The sequence below is a fragment of the Streptomyces sp. NPDC019396 genome (assembly GCF_040632375.1).
GTDB lineage: Bacteria > Actinomycetota > Actinomycetes > Streptomycetales > Streptomycetaceae > Streptomyces.
Map to the genome: position 1 here is coordinate 15,703 of NZ_JBEYBS010000035.1, position 20,196 is coordinate 35,898.

16 protein-coding genes and 3 pseudogenes are annotated in these 20,196 nt (G+C 69.2%); 10 read left to right on the forward strand and 9 right to left on the reverse strand.

Annotated features, from left to right (window positions below):
* The first annotated feature begins 215 nt into the window (after positions 1–215).
* On the forward strand, positions 216–758 hold the full coding sequence (locus tag ABZ532_RS28515) for an RICIN domain-containing protein (protein ID WP_361289935.1): 543 nt from the start codon (positions 216–218) through the stop codon (positions 756–758).
* Between the two features lie 112 nt (positions 759–870).
* Here ABZ532_RS28515 and ABZ532_RS28520 read toward each other — a convergent pair whose 3' ends face one another.
* On the reverse strand, positions 871–1,839 hold the full coding sequence (locus tag ABZ532_RS28520) for a helix-turn-helix domain-containing protein (protein ID WP_361289862.1): 969 nt from the start codon (positions 1,837–1,839) through the stop codon (positions 871–873).
* A 120-nt stretch (positions 1,840–1,959) separates the two neighbouring features.
* Here ABZ532_RS28520 and ABZ532_RS28525 point away from each other — a divergent pair, with 120 nt between their 5' ends.
* Positions 1,960–2,271 (forward strand): antibiotic biosynthesis monooxygenase, encoded by a 312-nt coding sequence (locus tag ABZ532_RS28525; RefSeq protein WP_361289865.1) that lies wholly within the window; start codon positions 1,960–1,962, stop codon positions 2,269–2,271.
* A 316-nt stretch (positions 2,272–2,587) separates the two neighbouring features.
* Positions 2,588–2,787, forward strand: a pseudogene (locus ABZ532_RS28530) (IS630 family transposase); the annotation flags it as partial.
* A 17-nt stretch (positions 2,788–2,804) separates the two neighbouring features.
* On the opposite strand, the pseudogene ABZ532_RS28535 reads toward ABZ532_RS28530, so the two are convergent.
* Together ABZ532_RS28535 and ABZ532_RS28540 are read right to left on the reverse strand one after the other, a co-directional pair.
* Positions 2,805–3,115, reverse strand: a pseudogene (locus ABZ532_RS28535) (immunity 53 family protein).
* Positions 3,090–3,893, reverse strand: coding sequence for a GGDEF domain-containing protein (locus tag ABZ532_RS28540; protein ID WP_361289938.1), 804 nt, complete (start codon positions 3,891–3,893; stop codon positions 3,090–3,092). Before ABZ532_RS28540 ends, ABZ532_RS28535 begins: the two are co-directional and overlap by 26 nt.
* On the opposite strand from ABZ532_RS28540, the gene ABZ532_RS28545 reads away from it, so the two are divergent.
* Both ABZ532_RS28545 and ABZ532_RS28550 read left to right on the forward strand, forming a co-directional pair.
* Positions 3,892–4,017: a hypothetical protein gene (locus tag ABZ532_RS28545; protein ID WP_361289868.1), complete on the forward strand. Its 126-nt coding sequence runs from the start codon at positions 3,892–3,894 to the stop codon at positions 4,015–4,017. The genes ABZ532_RS28540 and ABZ532_RS28545 overlap by 2 nt on opposite strands.
* A 4-nt stretch (positions 4,018–4,021) precedes the next feature.
* A complete protein-coding gene (locus ABZ532_RS28550; RefSeq protein ID WP_361289871.1) occupies positions 4,022–5,140 on the forward strand; it encodes an AI-2E family transporter in 1,119 nt (372 codons plus the stop codon).
* Positions 5,141–5,374: 234 nt separating this feature from the next.
* Here ABZ532_RS28550 and ABZ532_RS28555 read toward each other — a convergent pair whose 3' ends face one another.
* The 5 genes and pseudogenes from ABZ532_RS28555 to ABZ532_RS28575 form a co-directional block, all read right to left on the reverse strand.
* On the reverse strand, positions 5,375–6,508 hold the full coding sequence (locus tag ABZ532_RS28555) for an aromatic acid exporter family protein (protein WP_361289874.1): 1,134 nt from the start codon (positions 6,506–6,508) through the stop codon (positions 5,375–5,377).
* Between the two features lie 215 nt (positions 6,509–6,723).
* A pseudogene (locus tag ABZ532_RS28560) lies at positions 6,724–7,038 on the reverse strand (oxidoreductase); the annotation flags it as partial.
* Between the two features lie 246 nt (positions 7,039–7,284).
* Complete coding sequence (locus tag ABZ532_RS28565; protein ID WP_361289876.1) at positions 7,285–8,556, reverse strand: SWIM zinc finger family protein; 1,272 nt, start codon at positions 8,554–8,556, stop codon at positions 7,285–7,287.
* A complete protein-coding gene (locus ABZ532_RS28570; protein ID WP_361289878.1) occupies positions 8,553–11,477 on the reverse strand; it encodes a DEAD/DEAH box helicase in 2,925 nt (974 codons plus the stop codon). The genes ABZ532_RS28565 and ABZ532_RS28570 overlap by 4 nt, the downstream gene beginning before the upstream one ends.
* 29 nt (positions 11,478–11,506) lie before the next feature.
* Positions 11,507–12,175, reverse strand: coding sequence for a PadR family transcriptional regulator (locus ABZ532_RS28575; protein WP_361289881.1), 669 nt, complete (start codon positions 12,173–12,175; stop codon positions 11,507–11,509).
* 163 nt (positions 12,176–12,338) lie between these two features.
* On the opposite strand from ABZ532_RS28575, the gene ABZ532_RS28580 reads away from it, so the two are divergent.
* Positions 12,339–13,277: an ATP-binding cassette domain-containing protein gene (locus tag ABZ532_RS28580; protein ID WP_361289884.1), complete on the forward strand. Its 939-nt coding sequence runs from the start codon at positions 12,339–12,341 to the stop codon at positions 13,275–13,277.
* A complete protein-coding gene (locus ABZ532_RS28585; RefSeq protein ID WP_361289887.1) occupies positions 13,274–14,113 on the forward strand; it encodes an ABC transporter permease in 840 nt (279 codons plus the stop codon). Before ABZ532_RS28580 ends, ABZ532_RS28585 begins: the two co-directional genes overlap by 4 nt.
* A 584-nt stretch (positions 14,114–14,697) precedes the next feature.
* Here ABZ532_RS28585 and ABZ532_RS28590 read toward each other — a convergent pair.
* Positions 14,698–15,243: a hypothetical protein gene (locus ABZ532_RS28590; protein ID WP_361289890.1), complete on the reverse strand. Its 546-nt coding sequence runs from the start codon at positions 15,241–15,243 to the stop codon at positions 14,698–14,700.
* Positions 15,244–15,820: 577 nt separating this feature from the next.
* Here ABZ532_RS28590 and ABZ532_RS28595 point away from each other — a divergent pair.
* From ABZ532_RS28595 to ABZ532_RS28605, 3 genes are all read left to right on the forward strand, one after another.
* Positions 15,821–17,920 (forward strand): right-handed parallel beta-helix repeat-containing protein, encoded by a 2,100-nt coding sequence (locus ABZ532_RS28595; RefSeq protein ID WP_361289893.1) that lies wholly within the window; start codon positions 15,821–15,823, stop codon positions 17,918–17,920.
* Positions 17,921–18,096: 176 nt separating this feature from the next.
* A complete protein-coding gene (locus tag ABZ532_RS28600) occupies positions 18,097–18,393 on the forward strand; it encodes a hypothetical protein (RefSeq protein WP_361289896.1) in 297 nt (98 codons plus the stop codon).
* Between the two features lie 73 nt (positions 18,394–18,466).
* Positions 18,467–19,783, forward strand: a complete 1,317-nt coding sequence (locus tag ABZ532_RS28605) for a hypothetical protein (protein WP_361289900.1) — start codon at positions 18,467–18,469, stop codon at positions 19,781–19,783.
* Positions 19,784–20,196: the final 413 nt, after the last annotated feature.

The window sequence follows — 20,196 nt, forward strand, 5'->3', positions numbered from 1 at the left end:
CGTCCACGAGTCACCCGGGCCACGGGCACGGTCGTGGCACGGACCGAACAGAGCGTGGCACCGCAGGAAGAGGCTCCAGCCGCCCGAAATCGTCAGCCGCCCGGCGGATCCGCACCGCGTTGTTCGTCGGCGTGAGCGTTGCCGCCCTGACGGGCGCGGTGGTGGTCTTCGGTGACGAGGAGCAGCGCCCGGATGCCGGGCTTCCCTCCGATGTCATGCGATCGCCCGCAAGGCTCCCTGCCTCAGGGACCGCCGGAGATCCTGGCGCCAGTACGGCGGCCGTACCCCCACGCACGACCACCGATACGTCACCGTCAGCACCCACGGCGAAGCCCAGCAAGGGGGCCGCACGACGCAGCGCTGCACCTGAGGTATCCGGCAGCCCCGCAAATGTCGCTTACGTAGGTGCCGCATCGTCACTGTGCCTAGATGCCTCCAGCACACGGCTGCAACTTGCCACATGTGACGGCGGAGCCCCCCAGTTGTTCACCTCTGGCAGCGCACACGAGCTTCGGACCGCGACCGGCCTGTGCGCCGGCGTACCTGGCGGAGAGACTCGCGGATCTCTCGTGGTCGCCGAGAAGTGCACCGGCGATCAGCAGCAACGCTGGACGGTCCTCGACGACGGCAGCGTTCGTCAAGGCGCTCTCTGCCTGGATGCGTTCAACGCGGGGACCGAGCCTGGAACACCGATCCAGCTGTGGGACTGCGGCGGCGGTGACAACCAGGTGTGGCGTGCGTCGACTGAGGGTCACTGACAGGCTTACGGCCGAGCCGCCGGGCCTGGCAGCCGGAATCAACGAACAAATCAGCATGTCGTGCCGGGTGTCCGTCCGCCCTGGTGTGCACCTGGAGTCGCGGCCCGTGGCGTCAGCGGATCGGCCGGCCGCGCAGCCTACCAGGGGTGGTGTGCAGTCGTTCCCGCAGGAGCGACGTGAGTGTCGCAGCGTTCTCATAGCCCACCCGACGGGCCACCACACCGGTCGGCAGATCCGTGGTGCGCAGCAGGTGCGTCGCCTGCTCGAGCCGGATGTGCTGGGCGAAACGCAGTGGTGAAATACCGAGGACCCGGTCCAGTGCCCGCTGCAGGGTACGTTCGCTGGCCCCGACTGCCTTGGCCGCGTCCGCGATGCGCAGGGGCTGGGCGATGTGCTCGCGCACCCAGCGTTCGAATGCGCTCACTGTGGGATCCGTACGTGCGAGATGGCCAGGTATGGCGTAACTCGCCTGGCTGGGACGGTCGTCGACGACGAGGTACCGCGCCGTGAGGTCGGCGAGCGCGGGGCTGGTTCCCCGCACCAGGGAGAGGGCCAGATCGAGATGGGCCATTGCCGCGCCAGCGGTCGTGACCCCGTCCGCCTGCGTGAGCATGTGGGTCTCGTCCAGGGCCACCCGTGGGTAACGCTGTCGGAAGTCCGGTCCCAGCCACCAGCTCGTGGTGGCCGGGAGCCCGTCCAGCACACCGCTCTCGGCCAGCATCCAGGTGCCGGTGCAGGCTGCCGCCAGGGGCAACCCGTCGGCCCGTGCCTGCTGGACCGCGTCGCGCACCGGCTGTTGCCCGGGCCCACCCACCCACTGCGTGAGCGGCCCCGGCCGCTTGTGCGCGACGGCCGGCACCACCAGCACGTCCGGCGGCACCGCGGCCCTGGGCAGGACCCCGTCCACGAGGAACCCGGCGGCGGTGCGTACGGGACCGGCAGGGCTGATGATCGTCACCTCCCACGGCGGCGGGGGCTGCGGCAGCTCCTCCCGTAGTTCGTCGGCCGTCTTCAGGACGTCCAACACCCCCGCGAGTCCCGAATCGAAGACGCCGTCACATACCAATACCGAGACCTTCATGTCGGAAACGGTAAAGGACGTGTCGGATCCGCCACTGGGAGGGGCCCGTGACCCGCGCTTACGGTGATCAAACCGATCGGAACACCATCCCAGACCGCCCGACCCTGACGGAGATCCCTCATGACCAACGACACCGCCAAGCTCGGCCTGCTCGCCCGCATCGAGGCCAAGCCCGAGCACGCTCAGGAAGTCCAGGACCTGCTTACCGGCGCCGTCACCCTCGCCGCGCAGGAGACCGGAACCACCGTCTGGTTCGCCCTGCGCCTCGGCCCCACGACCTTCGGCGTCTTCGACGCCTTCGCCGACGAGGAGGGCCGCCGCGCCCACCTGGAGGGACCCATCGCCAAGGCCCTCATGGAGTCGACCCCGCTCCTGGCGGAGGCGCCCGGCATCCGCCCGGTGGACGTCCTCGCCGCCAAGCTCCCCGCCTGACCGGATCGCACGGCTCGCCGCTCCCGGAAGTACCGGGGGCGGCAGGCCGCCCTCCCGGCATTCCCCACCTCAAGGTACGGGCGTGCACCAGGCCGCCCTGGGTGCATCCTTGCCGCGAGTCCTGGGCGGTGGCAGCGAACCTCCCCGTCACAGCCCTGGCCGGCGTGGGGTTCGTCGACGTCGAAGACGGCGCTGGTCCAGCAGTCGCCAGGGCCGACGGGCGGGCCCACCTAGTGCTCTGACCGGGAAGGTTCGCCGGGTTGGTGGTCGTGGCGGTTGGGTGTGCGGTGACGTCCGTTCGACTGCTGGAGGTGCGGTGGCAGAGCCTGTCCGTGTACGCGGGTTGACCGACGGGGAGGGCAGGATCTGCAGCGGATCGTGCGTCGGGGCAGCACCAGTTCGGTGCGGTGCCGGCGCACGATGATGCTGCCGGCCTCGGCCGGCGGGAATCGGGTCCCGGTGATCGCGCAACTGGTCCGGGCCGACGAGGACACCGTCCGCGACTTGATCCACCGGAGGAGCTCCGATCGGAGCTATTCCGCGACATCCTCGGACGCCAAGATCCGGAACAGCGAGAGTGCCTCGGTCAGATTGCCGGGCCCACAGGCGATGTGAAACGTCTGCTCAGACGTCCACGCCATGACCCAGTCGTGCTCGTCTCGAGTAACCCGCTGTTGGGGATGCTCCCGGTCAGCCAGTTCCGTCTCTTCGAGATTGATCTTGACGAACCACCCTGGGTTGTCGGTCTCTCGACCGTCACGCCCCGTTCGTGTTCCCAGTCGCCATCGCACTGCGCGGAATACCAGCTCTGCAACCACTCAAGAACGTGCTCGGGTCCGGACATGAACGCGACGGTAGGCGAACGACACGTGGACCAACGGCGCCCCGGTGAACTCTCCCGGCCAGAGCACTAGGTTCGGAGCTGCTTGCTGCGCCCGGTCGGCCAAACCCTGGCCGGTGGGGCGAGGCTGTCGCACGTCGGCGGGACATGCATCCGAATACAGCCCTTGCCTGCTGCTTTGGTTTCGTACATGGGCCAGGTCGGCATGCTGCAGCAGTTCCTCAGGGGTGATGCCGGGAGTGGCCAGAGCGATGCCGATGGAGGCCGAGACCATGGCTTCCTTGTCACCGAGGCGGTATGGCTCCATCAGGGCAGCCAGCAGACTTTCGGCGATGGCTCTCGCACCCCCAGGGGACGGCCCTGTCCCTCCCTCCAGCGGGGCCGCGAACTCGTCCCCGCCGAACCGGGCGACGGTGTCTCCCGCCCGCACGGATGTCGGGAGTCGGCGAGCGGCCTGGACGAGGAGGTCATCGCCCGCTGCATGCCCTGCGGCATCGTTGACTTCCTTGAAGCCGTCCAAGTCCACGAACAACACCGCAGGTGGGGCTGTGGCGGCGGTTCGCCTGCGCGTGGCCTGGGCGACTCGGTAGGCGTGGCAACGAAGCGCCGCCGAGGTCAGCAGCTCTGCTCCCGGAGGCCGCCCGGAAGGTGGTTCGGCTGCGCGGGAGAGAGGACGACCGCGTGCAAGTCGTCGTGCCGGTGGATCAGACCCTGCTGGACGCTGAGGGCGCAGACGCCGAGGAGACAGTGAACCTTTCGGCGTTGACGGAGTGTTGTCGATGGCTCAGGGGTTCAGGTTCGGCGGCTTTCTCGGCGCCACGGCTCGGCGGGTCGACAACGCCGAGGGCGACGCAGCCTTCGACGGACCGGGGCTCAAGGGCGTGAACGGTGTGCCAATAGGGTGATCTCATGTCCACCAGGTTGAGTTCCACGAGGGTCCGCGCCGCGCTCGGCGCGTCGGCCCGTATGTCCGTCGAGTCGTTGCTGATCCTCGTGACGGTCGCGGCGGCCCTGTGGCTGCTGGGTCGGATGTGGTCGGTCGTCTGGCCGCTGATAGTGGGATTGCTCCTCACCACGCTGACCTGGCCCCTGACCCGTTTCCTGCGCAGGCGGGGGTGTCCTCCCGCGTTGGCCGCGTCGGCCGTGACCGTGCTGTTCCTACTGGTCACCACAGGCGTCGTCGCGTTGATCGCCGTGCCGGTGGCCTCCCAGTCCGGCGAGCTGTCGGAAGGCGTGGTCCAAGGCATCCAGAAGCTGCGCGAGTGGGCTGCGGGACCGCCGTTGAACATCGGGGACGACCAGATCACGGGCGCCTTCGACGCCGGGATCGCCCGTATCCAGGGCAGTGCCGGGAGTGTGGTCACCGCTGCCGTCACGGGAGTGGGCACCGTGGTCAACGGTGTGGTCACGGCAGTCCTGGCGCTCTTCCTGATGTTCTTCTTCCTCAAGGACGGCCCTCGGTTCCTGCCATGGCTCACTCGTCAGCTGCCTGGTTCGCTGGCGACCCACGTCCCGATCGTGGTAGCGCGCAGCTGGGACTCGCTGGGTGCGTTCGTGCGTTCCCAGGCGCTCGTGGGCCTGATCGACGCCGTCCTCATCGGCATCGGCTTGTGGGTGCTGGGAGTTCCTCTGGTGCTACCGCTTGCCGTACTGACTTTCGTATCCGCTTTCGTGCCGATCGTGGGTGCACTGTTCGCCGGCTTGGTCGCGGTGCTCATCGCTTTGGTGTCGAACGGGCTGACGGACGCGTTCCTCGTGCTGGCGATCATCGTCGTGGTGCAGCAGCTCGAAGGCAATGTGTTGCAGCCAATGATCCAAAGTCGCGGTCTAGGCCTTCATGCTGCGGTGGTCCTGCTGGCGGTGACGTTGGGCGGCAGTCTGGCCGGTATCGTGGGCAGTCTGCTCGCCGTGCCAGCGGCCGCTATGACAGCGGTTGTCTGGAACTACCTCCGTGAGTTGTTCACGGACCCGACGCACGATCCGGAATCCGGCGAGCCCCGCGCCGTTGGTGTCGCTGACGCAGTGTAGGCCCGGCCCCGCCTCGAAGCCCGAAGTGGATGTTGCCGGTCGTGTAGGCTCGACACCGGCCTCAGCCGCGCCTGGTCCTCTCCGAGATCGCGTGTCGGATGCCCCGGCGGCGCAGCTACTCGCACCGGGGCCGTTGTTGTAGGCGTTGTCGGCCCCGAGACCGTCCGACTCGTGCGTGGCCCGCCAGGGCAGGGGTCCGGGGACGCGGATTCCAGGGCGGAGGGCGGGGGCGCGTCAGTCCCATGCACCGCTTGGCGCGAGGGTGTACAGCAGTTGCTGGGTCTGCGCCACGACACCACCGAGCGAGGTGGCCTCCTCCTGGTCCTCGATCCTGACCCAGGCCTTCAATTTGGCGTGAGCTTGCCAAGCTTCGGAGAGACTGTCAGCACGCTGCGACCGCGGGTCGTCACCCTCCGCGGGGATGCTCTGCCGTGGCAGCGGCGCGGAGGCGTCGGCGGCGTGCCGCAGTACCTCGCCCAGCGGCTCCAGCGCGTCGGCCGGGGGCAGGCGCAGGGACGGCGCATCGCCGACGGTGTCGGCGAGCAGGCGGGTCAGGGACATCAGGTGATGGACAACCGACTCCCAGGCGGCGTCCAGCTCGGACGGAGGCAGGGCCGGGCCCCGGCGGCGCAGCCGGTAGCCGGGGTTGAAGCGGTAACTCTCCTTCGTCCAGCCGCGTGCGTCGCGCAGTGCGGTGAGGCTGCCGTGGAGCCTGCGCGCGCAGTCGTGCCACCGTTCGGCGTCGACCCGGCCATAGCCCCTGTCCACACCGGCCCCGATGGCGCGCAGAAGACTCGCAGTCTCCTGGGCGAGCCGGTCCAGGTGGGTGTGCACGTCCCGCACATACACAGGTGGCAGGACCAGCGCGTTCACACTGATGCCGATGAGGGCCCCGATCAGGGTTTCCAGAAGTCGGTGGCCCACGTCGGCGAAGGATGTGGAGCCATACGCGAGAACGAGGACGGCGGTGGTCGAGGCGTAGATCCCCTGTGTCCCGAAGCGGGTCCAGGTCCCCAGGAGGACTGTGACGGGCAGGACGATCACCATGGCCATGGTGGTGCTGCCGGTGAAAGCCGCCGCCATCGAGGCCACCACCGCGCCGAGTGCGATGACGGTGAACTGCTGTGCCGCGGAGACCACGGAGCGGTAGACCGTGACCTGCACGAGAGCCACGGCCGCCCAAGGTGCCATCAGCGTCACCGACCCTCCCCACCACCATCCCGTGATCATCCAGGCCAGCACGGCTGCCCCCGCGGCCTTCATCGACTGGACCAGGACGTCCCGCTCACGTCCCGGCTCCCGTAGGCTCCGGAGCGCCGAGCGCCATGTCGCTGATGTCTCCGATGACATCCGGCGCCAGTACTGCATTGCGCTACTTCCTGCTTCCCTCAGCGATCATGTCGCGGCCGTGTCCGGGGTCCCCTTCGGACGAGGGGCACAGGCGGACGCGACTAGGGAAATTCCCTTACAAAGTCGGATAAAACTTCACAGAGGGATTCCGTCGTACGGAATCCCCCCGCGGGAGAGCATCCGCGCGACCGTGAAGCGGACGTTGGAAGTCTCCCCCGCCCGGTGTTGCATCGGTGCATCAGAGAAAGCGGGGCGGGGATGTTCTCGCCGTACTTGAGGTGCACGTCCAGAGCGGTGTCCGGGATGCGGTCGAAGAGGTCACCGCGCCAGTACCACTGGTATCCCGAGGGGATGAGCTCGTCGAACATGCCCTGCAGCGCGGGGTAGGGCATGGGCGTCGTGAAGTGGAAGGCCGGCGGCCCCGGGTCGTTCACCGTTGCGAGGGCCGATTCGAATCGGTCCAGGTCACCGGTGTAGCACCACACGATGCCGCACGACTTCTTCCCGTGCAGGTCCTCCGGGAACGGCGGGGCGGGCGGGACGGCGAGCCGGCCTGAGGCCGGCTGTCACCGGCGTCGCGGTCCAGGAGCGGGCGAAGGCGAAGCCGGTGAGGACGGGTAGTCGGCCGGCATCGTCCGCGCCGCTCCGGCAGGGAGCATGGCGGCGAGTGGCCCGTGAGCAACGCTCCGAATGCGCGGGGATGCCCGGCGGCCGCGTCGTGGTGGACCTGGGGCGTACGGGGCGGGGCGGACCGTATCCGTCCCGGGCCCACCGCGCGAACGGCGCCTGGCAGTTCAGCCGTCGAGGAGCCCGGCGAGGACCTCGACCGGGTCGTGGTGCGGTGAGGCGGCCGGCCACCACCGGCCGTCCTCCTGCCGGTACGGGTACCAGCGGCCGTCGCGGCCGTAGCGGAGCTGGAGCCCGCTGCCGGCCAGGGTCCAGTGGTTGTCCCGCACCTCCAGCTCGGGGAGCTCGTTCTGCTCCCAGCCCGCGGTGAGCGCGGTGCGGGCCCGGGCGGTGTCCTGTTTCAGCGGCGTCCAAGCCTCCTCCAGCACGTCCAGGCCGGTGCTCCCGCCCAGCCGCCACGCCTCGGCCGCCCGGTCCAGCTGCTCCGGGCTGCCGCAGGCCTCCCGAAGTCGGGCCAGGACCTGCGAACCCGGGCGGGTCGCGGCGATCCGTACGCAGTCCCGCCAGAGGCCAAGCGGCGCCGGCGGCTCGGCGGTGAAACCGTGGGTGTAGGCGAGCAGTTCACGGGCGCGCACGGCCGCGGTGGTGACCAGCTGCTCCAACGGGTCGGCTCCGGCCCCGTCGGACGTGTCCTGCCTGACGGTCGGGCCGGGCAGCGGCGGCAGCTCGGGAAGCGCCGCGGGCCCACGGCCGAAGACCTCTTCGGCGGGAGTGCCGTCCGGCAGCCGCGCCGCAGCGGCCTTCGTTTCTTCCTCCGCCCCATCGGCGTCGTCCTCGTCCCCGAGGCCGCTGACGATCGCCTGCATCAGCATGACGGACCGGAGTTCCTCCTGCGCCGCCTCCGCTCCGCGCCCCCGCAGCAGGAGCAGCAGCATCGTGTCCTCGTCCAGCAGCCAGGACGCCTGGTAGCAGAGCGCGGCCGCGTGCTTGCAGGGGTGATCGAACGCGTCGCAGTCGCAGTCCGCCTCCAGGTCGCCGTAGCCGGGCAGCAGCCGCACCCGTGCGTCCTCGGCGGCCTCCAGCAGGTCGGGCGGCAGTCGGCCGGCGAGCAGTTCATCGATGACGTCCGACCGCTCCGCTGTCTTCTCCCAGAGCAGCTCCCAGTCGTCCTCGTCAAGCTCCTCCAGGGTGAGCACGGTCCTGAAAGAGGTGTCGCCTTCGTAGCCGGTGGTGGAGATGCGCCCGGGGCTGATCGTGATCGGTCCGAGCCGGCCGGTGCGCGCGTAGGCCCGGCCCTTCTTCAGGGCCTCCTCGTCCAGGGAGGTGTCTTCCAGCGCGTCGGCCCAGGCCTTGCCCCACCAGGACTGGCCGCGTGCCCGGCTGCCCCGGCGCGCGGCGAAGGCCGGGAAGCCCCGCGCGTCCGTCTCGTCTCCGCTCATCCCGTACTCCTCAGCTCGACCAGGCCGGCCAGCTCGTCGTTGGTCAGTTGCGTCAGTGCCTGCTCCCCCGTGCCCAGCACGGCGTCCGCGAGGCTCTTCTTGGCTTCGAGCAGGTCGGCGATGCGGTCCTCGACCGTGCCCTCGGCGATCATCCGGTGCACCTGGACGGTGCGCGTCTGCCCGATGCGGTGGGCGCGGTCGGTGGCCTGGGCCTCCACCGCCGGGTTCCACCAGCGGTCGTAGTGCACGACGTGGTCGGCGCGGGTGAGGTTGAGTCCGGTGCCGGCGGCCTTGAGGGAGAGCAGGAAGACGGGCACCTCCCCGTCCTGGAACTGACGGACCATCTCCTCGCGGCGTGGCACCGGGGTGCCTCCGTGGAGCAGCAGGGTGGGGACGCCGCGCTCGCGCAGGTGTGCCTCCAGCAGCCGCGCCATGGTGACGTACTGGGTGAAGACCAGGGCGGCTCCCCCCTCGGAGGTGATGGTGTCCAGCAGTTCGTCGAGCAGTTCCAGCTTGCCGGAACGGCCGGTCAGCCGGGTGCCTTCCGCCTCCTTGAGGAACTGCGCGGGATGGTTGCAGATCTGCTTCAGGCCGGTGAGCAGCTTGAGCACCAGGCCACTTCGGGCGATGCCCTGGGTGGCTTTGATCTGCGCCATGATCTCGCGGACATGGGTCTCGTACAGGGTCCGCTGCTCGGGGGTGAGGGAGACCGGACGGTCCGTCTCGGTCTTCGGCGGGAGTTCGGGGGCGATGCCCGGGTCCGACTTCTTGCGGCGGAGCAGGAACGGCCGGACCAGTTCGGCCAGTCGCTGTGCGGTGGAGCCGTACTCTCCCTCCTCGCCCGGCGGTGGTCCGAACTCCGCGCGTTGCTTGTGCTCGGCCTCGATGGCGGCGATCCAGCGGCGGCGGAAGTGGCCGTGGCCGCCGAGGAGTCCGGGGGTGGTCCAGTCGAGGACGGCCCAGAGTTCGGAGAGGTTGTTCTCGACCGGGGTGCCGGTCAGGGCGATCCGGGCATCGGCGGGGATCAGTCGCAGCGCCCGCGCGGTGCTGGAGTGCGGGTTCTTCACGTGTTGCGCCTCGTCGGCGACCACCATGCTCCAGCGGTGTGCACCGAGCCGCTCGGTGTCCAGGCGCATGGTGCCGTAGGTGGTCAGGACGAAGCCGGAGTCGGCGCCGGCCAGGGTGCGGCCGGGTCCGTGGTAGCGGCGGACGGGCGTGCCGGGGGCGAACTTGCCGACCTCACGCTGCCAGTTGCCCAGGAGGGAGGCGGGGCAGACGACGAGGGTGGGGCCGGCGCTCTCCAAGTGCTCTTGGCGCAGCAGGTGCAGCGAGATCAGCTGGACGGTCTTGCCCAGGCCCATGTCGTCGGCGAGGCAGCCGCCGAGGCCGAGCGAGGTGAGGCGGTCCATCCAGCGCAGGCCGCGCAGCTGGTAGTCGCGCAGGGTGGCCGCGAGCGCGGCGGGCTGCTCGACCGTTTCGGTGCCGCCGTCGGGTTCGGCCAGGCGTCGGCGCAGAGCGAGCAGCCAGGTGCTGGGCGCGACCCGAACCTGCTTGCCGCCGGTCTCGGTGTACCCGGTGAGGGCGACGGCGAGCGCCTCGATGGCGGTGAGCGGCTTGAGGTCGCGGTCGCGGGCCTTGCGGGCGATGTCGGCGCCGATCAGCACCCAGTGCCCGCGCAGCAGGGCCAGCGGCTGGTCGACGGCGGCGATCTCGGCCGTCTCCTGCTCGGTCAGGGCCTCTCCGTCGAGGTCCAGTTGCCAGCGCAGGCCGACGGTGCCGTCGCCGCCGAAGAAGGAGCGCATGTCGGTGGGCGGGGTCCGCTCGCCGCCGACGACTACACGGGTGGTGAGGGAACGGACGGCGTGCTCGGGCCAGAGCACCTCGACGTCGTGGGCGGCGAGTCGGACGGTGGTGTCGCCGAGCAGGTCCTGGACCTCGCGGGCGGTGAGTTCGAGGGCGGAAGGCACCGGCAGCAGGCGGGAGAGGGGCTGCCAGACGTCGGCGGCCCGTCGTACGGCGAGGACGGTGTCGGTCTGGGCCCGCGGTCCGAACCCTGCTGCCTCGACTGAGGCGAACAGCTCGTCGGCGTCGGCGCTGTGGGTCGGGTCGGCCCGGCTGGAAACTTGGGGCACCAGGCGCAGGGCGGGCGCCTGGTCGTCGCCGTCGGCGGGCACCAGGTCGAGGCGCAGGGCCAGTCGTACGCCGGAGTCGATGCCGGCGGAGATCTCCTCGGCCCAGGCGCGCAGTTGGGGGACGTACTGTGGCTCGACGGCGGCGAAGGCCCGGCGGCCGGCCACGGCCGGGGCGGCGGCGGTACGCGGCAGGGTGTCGGCGACCGCGTCGACGAAGGAGCGGAGCAGGGCGGCGGCGTCGGGCAGCAGCAGCGGGCCGCCCGGCGGTACGGGCAGGGGGGCGGCGAGCGCCTCGGCCGGTGCCGCGGCGGCCAGTTCGCGAATGCGCTGGACGTCCTCCGGGGCGAGCGGGCCGGCGCGCCACGTGTCGTGGCCGGTGGCGGAGACGCCGGGAAGCAGCCGTTCGCGGGCGGCGAGATGCAGTCCGAGGGCGGTCGCGGCGCCCCAGTACGCGGCGGAGGGGCTGGGGGTGACCTCTGCGGTGCCGTTCGCCGTCCCGTCGGTGGTCGCTCCGGTGTGGAGCCGACGGGCCAGCGTAAGGGCGGGCAGGGCCTCGGCGACGGTGAGCCTCAGGACCGGGCAGCGGAGCACCGCGACGGTGCCTCCGTCGGCGGTGACCAGGTCGGCTTCACCGGGTTCGCCGAAGGGCAGCCGTGCGGCGGGGTCGGGGCCGGCCGGGGCGTCGGGGTACCGGAAGGCGAGCCTTCCGGTACGCGCCGGATCGCCCGCCTCAAAGACCACCGCGCACTGCGCCAGCAGGCCGGCCTGCTCATGTGACATCCACACCATCTGTTCCGCCCCCTGTTTCTGCACTCCGGTCAACGTCCGCCGTCCACACGGCGCTTTGCCAGTCGGCTGTCTTCTGGGTGCGGGTCCATCGCGAACGGGTTCGGCTCATCGTCCGCAAGCACGCCGACGAAAGGCTCCCCCTCCCCGGCGAACGTGTAGGCGCCGCCTTCGATCCGCTCGATCAGACCGCGCGTCCATTCCGCGCCGGCGTCGGCCGAGTGCACCCACAAGTTCATGATCTCGCCGATGTGCCCGAGCTGCTCGGGCCCGTCCTCCGGCGTGTAGTACTCAGTGACCGTGGACCGCCACTGCTCGAGCCCCGCGATCCGCTCCCTGAGGAGCGCAACTGCCTCACCCCTCGGCAGATCGACGATGAAGCCGATGCCGGCCGAGAGCACGTCGGCCTTCTGCTCGTGCGAGCTCAGGGCCTCGCGCAGCAGTGTGAAGTACTCCTCGGTTCCCTTGTCGTTCATCTCGTACTCCACGCGGGGCGGGCCGCCGACGGTGCTCGGTGCGACCTCATGGGCGACGAGGAGTCCTTGCTTCGTCATGTGCTTGAGTGCGTGGTAGATCGAGCCCGGCTTGGCGTTGGACCACTCGTGGGCGCCCCAGTACTCCAGGTCGTTGCGTACCTGGTAGCCGTGCGCCCGTCCGTGCTGGCGGACCGCACCGAGAACCAGTAGCCGGATCGCTGACATGCACATCTCCCTTCTAGATAACTTTGACTAGATTAGCCCCATCCAAGCCCACCCAGCCGTGAACCTTGCAGCTCTCGCAAGGTAATCAAGTTTGACTAACTATCTACGGTGCCCTACCTTGCACCTCTAGTCAAATTTAACCACTGCGGCGAGGGAGACTGTTTTGTCTGACTGCGATCTGGCGATCGTTGTCGAAGGTCTGCGAAAGAGGTACAAGGGCAAGCAGGCCCTCGACGGCCTCGACCTCACGGTCCGAGCGGGGACCGTCCAGGGGGTTCTCGGCCCCAACGGCGCCGGCAAGACCACGGCCGTACGCATCATGTCCACGCTACTGCGCCCCGACGAGGGGCGTGTCGAGGTGGCGGGCATCGACGTGACGACCCGGGCCGGCGAGGTGCGCTCGCGGATCGGGCTGCTCGGCCAGAGCGCCGCCGTCGACGAGGAGCTCAGCGGCCGCCAGAACCTGGAGATGTTCGGCCGCCTCCACCACCTCGGCGCGCGCCGCGCCGGCACGAGGGCTGATGAGCTGCTGGCCCGGTTCGGGCTCGCGGACACCGGCAACAAGGCGATCAAGCAGTACAGCGGCGGTATGCGGCGGCGGCTCGATCTGGCGGCGGCTCTCATCTCCCGGCCGCAGGTGCTCTTCCTGGACGAGCCCACCACCGGACTCGACCCCCGCGGCCGCACGGAAGTGTGGAACGCGGTGCGGTCCCTGGTGGGCTGCGGCACGACCGTCCTGCTGACCACGCAGTACCTGGAGGAGGCAGATCAGCTGACCGACCGGATCTCGGTGATCAACCACGGGAGGGTCATCGCGGAGGGCACGGCGGACGAGCTGAAGTCCGAGACGGGCGGCGACCGGATCGACGTGGTCCTGCACGACACGGCCCAGTTGGCCCGCGCCGCCTCGCTCCTGTCCGGCGAGGTAAGGGTGGACGAGGACCGGCGGATGGTCAGCGCCTCGGTCAGCGACCGGATGGGCGCCCTGACCGCGACCGTGCGGGCGCTGGAGGCGGCCGGCATCAAGGCGGAGGACGTCGCGGTACGCCGGCCGACCCTCGACGAGGTCTTCATGCACCTGACGAAGGAGGACGCCGCATGACTGCGACCCATGGTGTGAGCACGGTTGGTGTGAGTACGGCGCACGGCACGGGTTCGCAGCTGAGCTGGGCGGCGGCCGACTCATGGACGATGACACGGCGCGAACTGGCGCACTGGGCTCGTCAGCCGGTGCAGGTGGTCGTCGGGCTGGTCTTCCCGGTGATGATGCTGCTGATGTTCAGCTACCTGATCGGCGGCGGACAGGGCGTCGAGGGGGACTTCACGTCCTACCTGGTGCCCGGCATGCTCACCATGACCATGGCCTTCGGTCTCGAGGCGACGATGCTCTCGGTCACCCAGGACCTCGGCAAGGGGGTCATCGACCGGTTTCGCTCGATGCCGATGAACTCCGGCGCGGTCCTGGTCGGACGGAGCATCGCCGACATGCTGCAATCGGCGTTCGGCCTCACCGCGATGATCGCGGTCGGATACGCGATCGGCTGGCGCTGGCACGAGGGATTCGCCTCCTTCCTGGGTGCGGTGGGACTGTTGTTGCTGCTGCGGTTCGCGATGCTGTGGATCGGCATCCACCTGGCGATGGTCGCGGGCAAGCCGGAAATGGTGCAGGCGGTGCAGATCCTGGTATGGCCGGTCAGCTTCCTCTCCAACGCCATCGCCTCGCCCGAGTCGATGCCGTCGTGGCTGGGCGCGATCGTGGAGTGGAACCCGATGTCCGCGACGGCCACCGCGGCACGCGGCCTGTTCGGCAACCCGGGCGCGGTCGGTGACTCCTGGGCCGCGACCCATGTGGAATTCCTCGCGGTGGCCTGGCCGGTGGCCCTGATCGCGGTGTTCTTCCCGCTGGCCGTGAAGAGGTTCCGGGACCTGAGCCGCTGACGAACCCCGGCCCCGGTCTGCGATCCGTTCGCCGGATCGCAGACCGGGGCCGGGGCGTTCACACTCCCTGCCACAGCCGTCACCTGCCCGTTTGCTCTCCCGCCGCCGTGTACGCGGTCAGGCCGTGGCGTGGTCGTGGCAGTCGGCAGCGTGGATCACCCCGTGGGCACGAGCGGCGGTGAGCTGGTGGGTGCGGCCCGGCGGTGCGCGCGAGTGCCACAGCGCGATGCCATTCCGGGGCGGGCCATGACGGCGACGTTCATCCCATGGTGGCGGTGCTTGTGCGAGTAGTACGGCTCGTCGCCGACCACCTGGCCCCTCCTGGTCAGGTGTCGTCCCGGCGAGGAACTCGCTCGGGACGCGGTTGCCCAGCGCATCCAGCAGGGTGGGGCACGCTCGGCAGGACGTCGACGGTTTCGGTCACGTACCGGCTGGCGTGGCGGTCGATACGCCGAACCCGAACTGACCTGCTCCAGCGTCTCGTTCCCTCGGAGACGCACCAGCACGAGGAGGGCCTGCTGGAAACAGTTCAGCAGTCGCCAACCGTGAGTGCGGGGACCGGCACAGGTCGCTGGTGCCGGCGCTCAGCCGTGTCGGGCCGCGAAGGCGGCGGTCGAGGTGTCGTCCAGGTCCACGCAGCATCCGTAGCCCCAGTAGACGTAGTAGTGAGGGGTCGCCAGCTGACGCCGACACGTCGTGCACACCACCTGCTGGTGGGGATTGGCACGGATGACGGCCGTGTCCTTGAGGCTGAAGATCGCTCGGGTGGTCTCCAGCCCGTGCTCCTCGATTCCCTGCTTCACGAATTCAAACGCGCCGTATGTGTGACCGTTAGGGCACTTGATGCGGTTGGAGTAGGCCGAACCGCACGCCTCGGCTCCGAGCTCGGTTCTGATCCGGGCCATTTCCTCGTCCGACACCGGCTCGAGGCCCATGTGCTTCATCCGCTGCGGCGTCCAGTACCACGCGTTGACAGCCGAGAACTGGGCGCGGGTCAGATAGAAGGTGGCGGTCCTGCCACTCTTCACCGTGGCTCTCACGGCGTCCACGACAATGCTGTCCTCGGCCATGATGACGGCCCTGCCGCCACCGACAACCGACTCGATAGCAGCAAGCGAGGACGGGTCCATGGTGCATCACTCCGAAGCAGGCAACGGCCGGCGCGAACCCCGGCGCAGGTCTCTGTCGCTGTGATGCTCCGTCGGCTCAGTATCCGCTGCAACCTGGAACAGCCGTTTGGGTTCCTCGCGTCCCTGTGCGGCCCGCCCCGCCAGACAGTGCACTGGTCATCGCCGGCTGGTGTCATCGGAGCAACGGTGCTGCTCAATTTACGGACTGGTGCGGAGGGAGGCTCTCTCTGACGGCCGCGTCATGGCCTCTTGGCGATGGCTCGTGCTTCGCTCCCTTTGGCTGCGCTGGCCGCGTCGGCCTGCCGCTCCTCGGCATCGGCAAGGTGTGCAGTCGCCTGGCGTGGCCCCACACGTGCCGCCGGTGGAAGCGCTCGCAGTTCGGTGCGGGCGCCCTCCCGCCTCATGACACGTTTCACGTGCTCGCTGCACTGCACGAACGTGATTCACCGTCGTCCCGTTGGCGACGCGTCCGCCCCGACATCGGGCTGGAACGGCGACCAGAACGTGTGATGTGCCAGGGGATCACAAATGATGAGCGTTGCTCTACTCTTCCGCCATGCCGAGGCCCCGCAGTGCCATGAGCGTCCTCTTAGCCTGCATATTCATGCTTGCCGGTGCCATGCCCGCAATGGCGCACGAAGAGCGACCCGTGGACTTTCCAGACGGTTCGGGGAGCGTCCCCGCGTATCGGGGCGTGGAGCCCGATCTCATCGTGTGCAAGACCGACCGAGCTGACTTCGAGCGCCGCGTCTCCGACTTCCCGGCGGAGTTGAAGGACCGCAATATCCGGCTCTTCGAGCGTTGCCAGGGCAAGGGATTCCGGCATCTGCAGGAAGCGGTGAACGCCGTCGACAAGCCGGGCATGAACATCGCGATTCTGCCGGGGCTGTATCTGGAGGAGCCGACCCAGTCGGCCCCGACGGGCGAGTGCGCCCGGCTCAAGGCACCCACGTCGTCGTTCGGATACCAAATACTGTCGTACGAGCAGCAGGAGCAGTGCCCCAACAACCAGAACCTGATCGCGATCCTCGGCAAGACAGATCTGCAGATCGAGGGCACCGGCGCCAGCCGCAACGACGTCATCATCGACGGCAGGTACAGGAAGCTCAACGTCATCCGGGCGGACATGGCCGACGGTATCTACTTCAAGAACTTCACCGCGCAGCGCTCGACGTTCAACTCCCTCTACATCCTGGCGGGCGACGGCTTCGTCATCGACGACGTGCTCACCCGCTGGAACGACGAGTACGGCTTCCTGACCTTCGCCAGCGATCACGGTTTGTACAAGGACTGCGAGTCCTACGGCAACGGCGACTCCGGCATCTATCCGGGCAGCGCCTCCGACGTCAACAGCGACCGAGGCTACGGCGTCGAGCGCTACTCCATGGAGATCACGGGCTGCCGCAGCCACCACAACATGGTGGGCTACTCCGGCACCGCCGGCAACTCCGTCTGGGCCCACGACAACGAGTTCGACCACAACATGGCGGGCGCCGCCATGGACAGTGCCTTCCCCGGTCATCCCGGACTCCCGCAGGACCACTCGAAGTTCGAACGCAACCTGATCCACGACAACAACCAGGACTACTACCGTCACGTCCGTGAAGGCACCTGTGCCAAGCCGCCCGCCGAGCGGGGATACGAGAGGGGCGTCGTCTGTCCTCAGATCCCGGTCCCGGTCGGATCCGGCGTCATCATCGCCGGCGGCAACTACAACCTCTTCCAGGACAACTGGATCTACGGCAACCAGCGCACCGCTTTCGTGCTGCACGCCGTGCCCGGGTTCATCCGCGGCGAGGAGGGCATGGAAAAGCAGTGGGACACCTCCCACCACAACCGTTTCATCGGCAACCACCTCGGCGTCGACCGGGAAAACAACTCCCGCCCCAACAAGACCTCCGTCTGGTGGGACGGCCAGGGCGAGGGCAACTGCTGGACCGGGCTCGCGGGTCCGGGCAACCCGCGGACGCTGCCGGAGTGCGGGGACAAGCCGGGCGAGGTGTCGGGAGGCAGCGACCGCATCGTCGGCGAGCCGGTGAAGCTGGTACAGCTGCTGGTGTGCTCGGAGTACGACGTCCGGGCGCGCAAGCTGCCGGCGGGGTGCGACTGGTACGGCGCGCGGGGTGTGGAGCGGATCGAGACTCAGATCGCGATCGCCGTGGCGGCCGTGCTGGCACTGGTCGGCGGGGTGTTGTGGCGGCGGACGCTGCGCCACGATCGGTGGGGGACGGTGGCTGCCGGGGTGGGGCTGGCCGGGCTGGTGGTCGATGTGATCGGTTCGGCAAGGCCGTACGACCATTCGGTGATCCCGGCCGTGTCGCTGTTGCTGCTTGGGCTCGGATGGGCCGGTATGGGCCTGCGGTTACTTCAGCGACGCAGGGTGTTCGGCTGGGTGACCGTGGGGCTGGGCGCGCTCACCGTGCTCGACGCCTGGGACAAGGCCGTCGTGATGGTGCCGTGGACTCCGTTGAGCCCAGCGTGGCTGCGGATCCTGGTGGGCGTGGCGTGGGTGGTCTGGGCGGTGATCGCTGCCGCCGGCCAGCCGGAGCAGGCGGGCGATGCCACGAACCAGAGCCGGTCCCAGGGTCGGGCTACGGCTACGGCTACGGCTACGGGCGATGTACGCACCGAGGGCTCGGCGGAGCCTGGACCGGACACGAAGACGGCGACGTCATGAGGAACCGAACCGCGTCACTGCGCCTTGCGCTCGCCATCGGCGCTGTCCTCGCGGTCACCGTGACTGAGGGCGGTTGCGCCCCTCCCACCACTCACCACAAGCCCGGGACCAGCCACGACACTGCAACGGCCCCCGTCGCGCCGGCAACCCAGCCGCCCGACGATTCAGGCAGTGACATGCAGAAACACGGTGACGAGGACGCTGGGCCGTCCACCAGAACCGTCCGCATCAGTATCACGGGCAACGAGGTGAGCCCCGCTCCCCGCCGCGTCGAAGTGGCCAGGGGCACCCGGGTGACCCTCGTCGTCACCAGCGACCAGGCCGACGAACTGCACGTTCATGGCTTCGACGTAACCGCCGAGCTGACTCCGGAGCGCGCCCGGACGCTGTCCTTCGTGGCCGTCCGGACGGGCTTGTTCGCGGTCGAGACCCACAAGTCGGGACTCGTACTCATCCAGCTCGTCGTCCGCTGATGGCACCGCTCACCGGCGAGGCGTCGCGGCGGGCCGCCGCGGCACCCGTCCCGCTCTTGCCCGGTACCCGCTCATGATCCACGACCTCGACGTCGACCACGCTCTTGACCTCGCCCACGGCATCGGCAGCCGCCAGGACCTGCCCATCTCAGCCTTCTACGCCTATGCCGGAGCCATCACGGCCCTCTTCGTCTCCTTCCTCGCCCTGGGCCTGCTCTGGCCCACCCCCAGGTTCACCGGCGTCACCGCCGGGCGTCCGCTGCCAGTCGCCCTCCAACGCGCCGCGGACGGCGCGCCCTTGCGCCGCATCCTGAAAGCCTTCGGCCTCGCCGCCACCGCCTTCGTCGCCGTCCACCTCCTCCTCGGCCCCGACAATCCCGACCGCAACCCCGCCCCCGGCACGGTCTACGTCCTGTTCTGGGTGGGCCTGGTCCCCGCCTCCGTACTCCTCGGCCCCGTCTGGCGTCTGGTGAACCCCCTGCGCACGCTCCATGCCTGCGCCTGCCGTGCCTTCGGTCGCGACCCTCGCTCCGGGCGCCCCCTCCCGAATGCCCTGGGCTATTGGCCCGCCGCCGTGGGCCTGTTCGTCTTCACCTGGCTGGAGCTCGCCTCACGGGAGCCTGCCTCCCTCGCCGCCTTGCTCACGTTCTTCTTCCTCTACGCCGTCGCCCAGCTCGCCGGGGCAGCGGTGTACGGGGCCCACTGGTTCGACCGCGGGGACGCCTTCGAGGTGTACTCCGCGCTCCTCGGTCACCTCTCTCCTCTGGGCCGCCGCCCACACGACCACCTTCTCGTGTTGCGCAGCCCCTTCAACAGCCTGGACGCCGTCCCGGTCGCGCCGGGTCTCGCTGCCACGCTGTGCGTCATGCTGGGCAGCACCGCCTATGACGGCTTCTCCAAGGCGCCGTGGTGGATAACCACACTCCAGACCTCGTCCCTGGGCCGGACCGGTGCCGGCACCCTTGGCCTGACCGCCTCTTGCGTCATCGTCGCCCTGCTCTACGCCTCTTGTGCGGCCGCCACACGTCTCATCTCAGGCCCGGGTGACGAGCGTCCCACCAACGCCTTCGCGCACTCCCTCCTCCCCATCGCCACCGGCTATCTCTTCGCCCACTACTTATCACTCTTCATCATCGAATCCGTACGTACAGTCACCATCGCATGGGGCACTGACAATCCGCCCCCACCCGCAGATCTCATGTCGCCAGGCGCCCTGGCATCCCTCCAGGTCACCGCGATCGTCCTCGGCCACATCCTCGGTGTGATCGCCGCCCACGACCGATCCGTCCGTCTCTTCCCACCATCTCGCGCTGTCGCCGGACAGCTCCCCCTGCTGGTGCTCATGATCTGCTACACCGTCGGAGGCCTGACGCTGCTGCTGGAGGCATAGCGGAGAACGAGCGGAGAGACACGAACAAAGAGCGTCGCCACTCTCCCGACCCGGTCAGCAGATGTCCGACCGCACGGGCACCTTCGGCGCTCATCGTGGACCGGGTGAGGAGCTGGGCGCCGTCGCGGACGTACATCAGGTCGGCGACGGCGCGGTTGGTTTCGCCGAGGCCTCCCATTGGCCTGCGTACCGCCGAAGCGGGCGCCATTGACGGTTGGGTGTTGGGTGTTGGCGTGCCCAGAGGTAGAGGACCCGGGCCGCGACCCGACGACGCGTGGCGTCGCGTCAGCCGTCCGCCATCCGCCATCCGCCATCCGCCATCCTTGCGGGCCTAATGGATCATCAAAGACCAGGCGGATCGCAGGGACTTCCCCATGTCCCCGACCGTGAGAGAGACCACCAATCCCGCGACA